This is a genomic window from Streptomyces sp. NPDC058375 (genome assembly GCF_042723425.1).
GTDB classification, from domain to species: Bacteria; Actinomycetota; Actinomycetes; order Streptomycetales; family Streptomycetaceae; genus Streptomyces; species Streptomyces durocortorensis.
This window is the reverse complement of sequence record NZ_JBHXJG010000371.1, coordinates 1-5115: the sequence shown is the minus strand read 5'-3', so window position 1 is coordinate 5115 and position 5115 is coordinate 1. Positions and strand designations below refer to the sequence as shown.

The following is a 5115-nucleotide window of genomic DNA, read 5'->3' as shown; positions in this document are numbered from 1 at the left end:
GTGTATAAGAGACAGCGCGTGGACCGCCGTCTCCACGTCCTTGGACGGAGCACCTGGTCGACGGCTCCTCCGTGCCGTTCCAGCGGAAGCGCTTCAGCCGACCCGTACAGCCGGGGCCATCGCGAGGCCCGGCTCGTCGTTCTGCTGCGCGATGTACAGGGCTCCGTCCGAGCCGATCATGCCCAGCACCACCCGGCCGTGCGCGTCCAGCGCGAGGGCCGGGGCCGCCGGGGTCCGTTCACCGGTGGGCGACCACCACACGCCGGAGCCCTCGTTCTCCGTGCCGCACGCCGCCAGCATGACCTGGCCGTCCAACTCCCGGTGAGCGATCACCGTGCAGTCGTACCCGTCCAGAACGGCCCGCAGGACAGTGGCCGGGCCCTCCGCCGGAGCGCCGCCCAGCGGGATCACCCAGGTGCCGGGGCGATGTGCCACGATGCCGTTGCCCGCCGGATCGGTCCAGTAGTAGGTGTGGCGGCCCGGCGCCGTCTCCAGAACAGCTACGCCGCCGGGCGCGATCTGTACCGGGATGCGCGTCACCGGCCCAAACGCTCCGTCCTCCGCGGCCTGGACCCACCGCAGGGCCTGGCCGTCGCCCGGAGCGAACAGTTCCATGCCGCCGGAGGCCGGGACCGACACGGCCGGGGCGTCCTGGGACTGGCCGCCCTTCAGGTCCTTCCAGCCCTCCCACACACCGCCCTTGCTCTCGCGCCGCAGCATCACGCTGCCGGTGATGCTCCGCACGAAGACGTACACGGCGCCGGACGGGCTGACCGCGACGACGGGGGACCCCACCTCCACGGCGAGGTCGCGCTCCTTGTGCGGGTTGCCCAGTGAGCTCCAGGGCCCCAGCGGGCGGCCCGTCTGGTACTGAATCGCATGGGCGAAGTCGACTCGCGTCGGCCCGTCACCCCTCGTCACGGACCGGCGGGCCATGACGTGGACGAAGCCGTCCCGGCCCTGGGCCACCGCCAAGTGCGTCTGGCCCGGGATCTCGATGAGTTCGGGCCCGGTCCACGCGGCGCCCCCGGGGCGGCTCTGAGTCCACCGCAGCAGACCGTCCTGGTGGCGAGCGTAGGCGGTCAGCCGACCGTCCTTGCCCAGGGTGATCCACCGTCCGGCGACCGGGGCCACTCCTCCGGTCCTGCTGTTGGGGCTTCCGCTGGCGGACGGTGCGGGGGCTGTCCCCCGGGCCGAGCGTCCCGATCTGACCGGCATGGTGTGAGGTCGTCCTTCCCGTGATTCCCGACCCGACCCCGATTCCGCGGTCGCTGCGTCGCCGGAAGGGAAAGGTCTGACCCACCCATCATAGAATCCCCGTTCGACCACCCCGGACGCAGCGGTCGTGCGCCGTCCCCACCTCAGGTACGGTACGACCGCTGCCGCCGGGCACGCCCTAACGCCCCAGCTTGCCCATGCGGCTGTGGGAGCGCCCGTACGCGAAGTAGACGACGACGCCGAGGACCATCCAGGCGCCGAAGCGCACCCAGGTCTCCACGGGCAGGTTGAGCATCAGCCAGACCGAGGCGGCCACCGAGACGATCGGGAGCAGCGGCACCCACGGCGTACGGAACGCGCGGGGCAGGTCCGGCTGGGTGCGGCGCAGGACCAGGACACCGAGGGCGACGACGACGAACGCGAAGAGCGTGCCGATGTTCACCAGGGTGGCCAGCTCCTCGATGCTGGTGAATCCGGCGATGATCGCGATCAGCACGCCGAGCAGGATCGTCGGGCGGTACGGGGTGTGGAAGCGCGGGTGGGTCTTGGAGAAGAAGCGCGGGAGCAGGCCGTCGCGGCTCATCGCGAAGAAGACCCGGGTCTGGCCGAGCAGCAGGATCATGCAGACCGTGGTGAGCCCGACCGCCGCGCCGAAGCTGATCAGTCCGGCGTAGAAGGGGTGCCCGGTGGCCTTGAACGCGTCGGCGAGCGGGGCGCTGACGGAGAGTTCGCTGTAGTGCTGCATGCCGGTGACCACGAGGGAGACCGCCACGTAGAGCACCGTGCAGATGATGAGTGAGCCGAGGATGCCGCGCGGCATGTCGCGCTGGGGCAGCTTGGTCTCCTCGGCGGCGGTGGCGACCACGTCGAAGCCGATGAAGGCGAAGAAGACGATGGAGGCGGCGGTGAAGATGCCCATCACGCCGAAGTTCGTCGGTTCGTAGCCGAACATCAGCTGCACCAGCGGGGCGTCCCAGCCGCCGCCCGTCTCCTGCTTCTCGGCCGGCGGGATGAAGGGCTTGTAGTTCTCGGCCTTGATGAAGAACAGGCCCGCGATGATCACCATGAGGACCACGCCGACCTTGATCGCCACCACGACCGAGGTGACCCGGGCGGACAGCTTCATGCCGACGACCAGGATGACGGTCAGCACCAGGACCAGGGCGAAGGCCAGGATGTCGAAGCCGAAACCTTCCGCCACGTCCGGGCCTGACAGCACCTCGGGCATCGTCCAGTCGACGTTGTCCATCAGGGAGCGGACGTAGCCGGACCAGCCGACCGCGACCACCGCGGTGCCCAGAGCGAATTCCAGCACCAGGTCCCAGCCGATGATCCAGGCCACCAGTTCGCCCAGCGAGGCGTACGCGAAGGTGTACGCGGACCCGGCCACCGGGACGGTGGAGGCGAACTCGGCGTAGCAGAGCGCGGCCAGCGCGCAGACGACACCCGCCGCGACGAACGCGATGGCGGTGGCGGGGCCCGCCGTCTCCTTGGCGACCTGCCCGGTGAGGACGAAGATGCCGGTGCCGATGATGACGCCGACGCCGAAGACCGTCAGATCCAGGGCGGAGAGGGACTTCTTGAGTCCGTGTTCCGGCTCCTCGGTGTCACGGATCGACTGTTCGACGGACTTGGTGCGGAACATGCCGTTTCCGCGGGGTGGTGTGACCTGCGCGCTCACCTGCGTACCTCCACGCATTGGTTGTGAACGCCATGATTCGGACCAGGTCGGCGCGGGAACGCGCCATCAGGCCCGATTCATGCGAATGGGCCGGGAGAACCACCCGTACAGGGGCGGTTCTCCCGGCCCGTCGGCCCTACGGGCCCTGCGGACAGAGGCGCGGATCAGTCGCGGGCAGGCTCCACCGCGCGGCTCTCGAAGCGGCCGTCGAGCTTGGCGACCAGGCCCGTGACCTGCCGGGCGATGTCCGGGGCGGTCAGGCCGATCTCGGTCATGACCTCACCGCGGGAGGCGTGGTCGAGGAAGACCGGCGGGATGCCGAAGTCGCGCAGCGGTACGTCGACGCCGGCGTCGCGCAGCGCCTGGGCGACGGCGGAGCCGACACCTCCGGCGCGGCTGTTGTCCTCGACGGTGACGACGACCCGGTGGCGCTCGGCGAGCGGGGCGAGCGCCTCGTCGACGGGCTTGACCCAGCGGGGGTCGACGACGGTGGAGGAGATGCCCTGGGCGTCCAGCAGGTCGGCGATCTCCAGGCACATCGGGGCGAGCGCGCCGACGGAGACGACCAGGACGTCCGGGCGGGCCGCCTTCGGCTCGCGCAGGATGTCCATGCCGCCGACCTTGCCGACCGCCTTGACGGCGGGGCCGACCGCGCCCTTGGAGAAGCGGACCACGGTGGGCGCGTCGTCGACGGCGACGGCCTCGCGGAGCTGGGCGCGGACCTGGTCGGCGTCGCGCGGGGCGGCGATCCGGAGCGTGGGCACGCACTGGAGGATCGACATGTCCCACATGCCGTTGTGCGATGCGCCGTCCGTGCCGGTGATGCCGGCCCGGTCCAGGACGAAGGTCACGCCGCACTTGTGCAGGGCGACGTCCATCAGGACCTGGTCGAAGGCGCGGTTGAGGAAGGTGGCGTAGACCGCGAAGACCGGGTGGAGGCCGCCGGTGGCGAGGCCCGCCGCGGAGACCGCGCCGTGCTGCTCGGCGATGCCGACGTCGTAGATCCGGTCCGGGAAGGCCTCCTCGAACTTGCCGAGGCCGACCGGCTGGAGCATGGCCGCGGTGATCGCGACGATGTCCTCGCGCTCCTGGCCGAGCTTGACCATCTCCTCGCCGAAGACGGAGGTCCAGTCGAGGCCGGAGGTGGAGATCGGCAGACCGGTGTCCGGGTGGATCTTGCCCACCGCGTGGAAGCGGTCGGCCTCGTCCTCCAGGGCCGGGGTGTAGCCGCGGCCCTTCTCGGTGAGGCAGTGCACGATGACCGGGCCGCCGAAGCGTTTGGCGCGCTGGAGCGCGGATTCCAGGGCTTCGATGTCGTGGCCGTCGATGGGGCCGACGTACTTCAGGCCGAGGTCCTCGAACATGCCCTGTGGGGCGATGAAGTCCTTGAGGCCCTTCTTGGCGCCGTGCAGGGTCTCGTAGAGCGGGCGGCCGACGACGGGCGTGCGCTCCAGGATGTCCTTGCCGCGGGCCAGGAACCGTTCGTAACCGTCGGTCGTACGGAGCGTGGCGAGGTGGTTGGCCAGGCCGCCGATGGTCGGGGCGTAGGAGCGCTCGTTGTCGTTGACGACGATGACGAGGGGGCGGTCCTTCGCGGCGGCGATGTTGTTCAGCGCCTCCCAGGCCATACCGCCGGTGAGCGCGCCGTCACCGATGACCGCGACGACGTGGTCGTCCTTCTTCAGGACCTCGTTCGCCTTGGCCAGGCCGTCGGCCCAGCCGAGGACGCCGGAGGCATGGCTGTTCTCGATGATGTCGTGCTCGGACTCGGCCTGGGAGGGGTAGCCGGAGAGGCCGCCCTTCATCTTGAGGCGGGAGAAGTCCTGGCGGCCGGTGAGCAGCTTGTGGACGTATGCCTGGTGGCCGGTGTCCCAGAGGACCTTGTCCTTGGGCGACTCGAAGGCGCGGTGCAGGGCGATGGTGAGCTCGACGACGCCCAGGTTGGGCCCGAGGTGGCCGCCGGTCTTGGACACCGCGTCCACCAGGAAGGTACGGATCTCGTCCGCGAGCTGGTCCAGCTCGCCGAGGCTGAGCCGGTCCAGGTCGCGCGGTCCCTTGATGCGGGTCAGCAGATCCACCCGTGCCTCCTTGCGTTTGAGCTGATCGAGCGTGCCGATCCGATGAGTCTAATGTTCCGCTACCGGACGTGAGCAGCGGGCGGCGTTGTTCGTAGCGATAACCGGACACGCGCAGGTGCCCGGCGGCCCCCCTCGGGC

Annotated in this window: 3 protein-coding genes; all 3 read right to left on the bottom strand. The window is 70.2% G+C overall.

Annotated elements, in window-relative coordinates; genetic code table 11:
• Positions 1-93 precede the first annotated feature (93 nt).
• Positions 94-1218: a hypothetical protein gene (locus ACFWM7_RS33440; protein ID WP_383268050.1), complete on the bottom strand. Its 1125-nt coding sequence runs from the start codon at positions 1216-1218 to the stop codon at positions 94-96.
• A gap of 178 nt (positions 1219-1396) precedes the next feature.
• Entirely contained in the window at positions 1397-2863 is a 1467-nt protein-coding gene (locus ACFWM7_RS33435) for an amino acid permease (protein WP_383268053.1), read from the bottom strand.
• 200 nt (positions 2864-3063) lie between these two features.
• Complete coding sequence (gene dxs, locus ACFWM7_RS33430; protein WP_383268047.1) at positions 3064-4977, bottom strand: 1-deoxy-D-xylulose-5-phosphate synthase; 1914 nt, start codon at positions 4975-4977, stop codon at positions 3064-3066.
• Between the last annotated feature and the right edge of the window lie 138 nt (positions 4978-5115).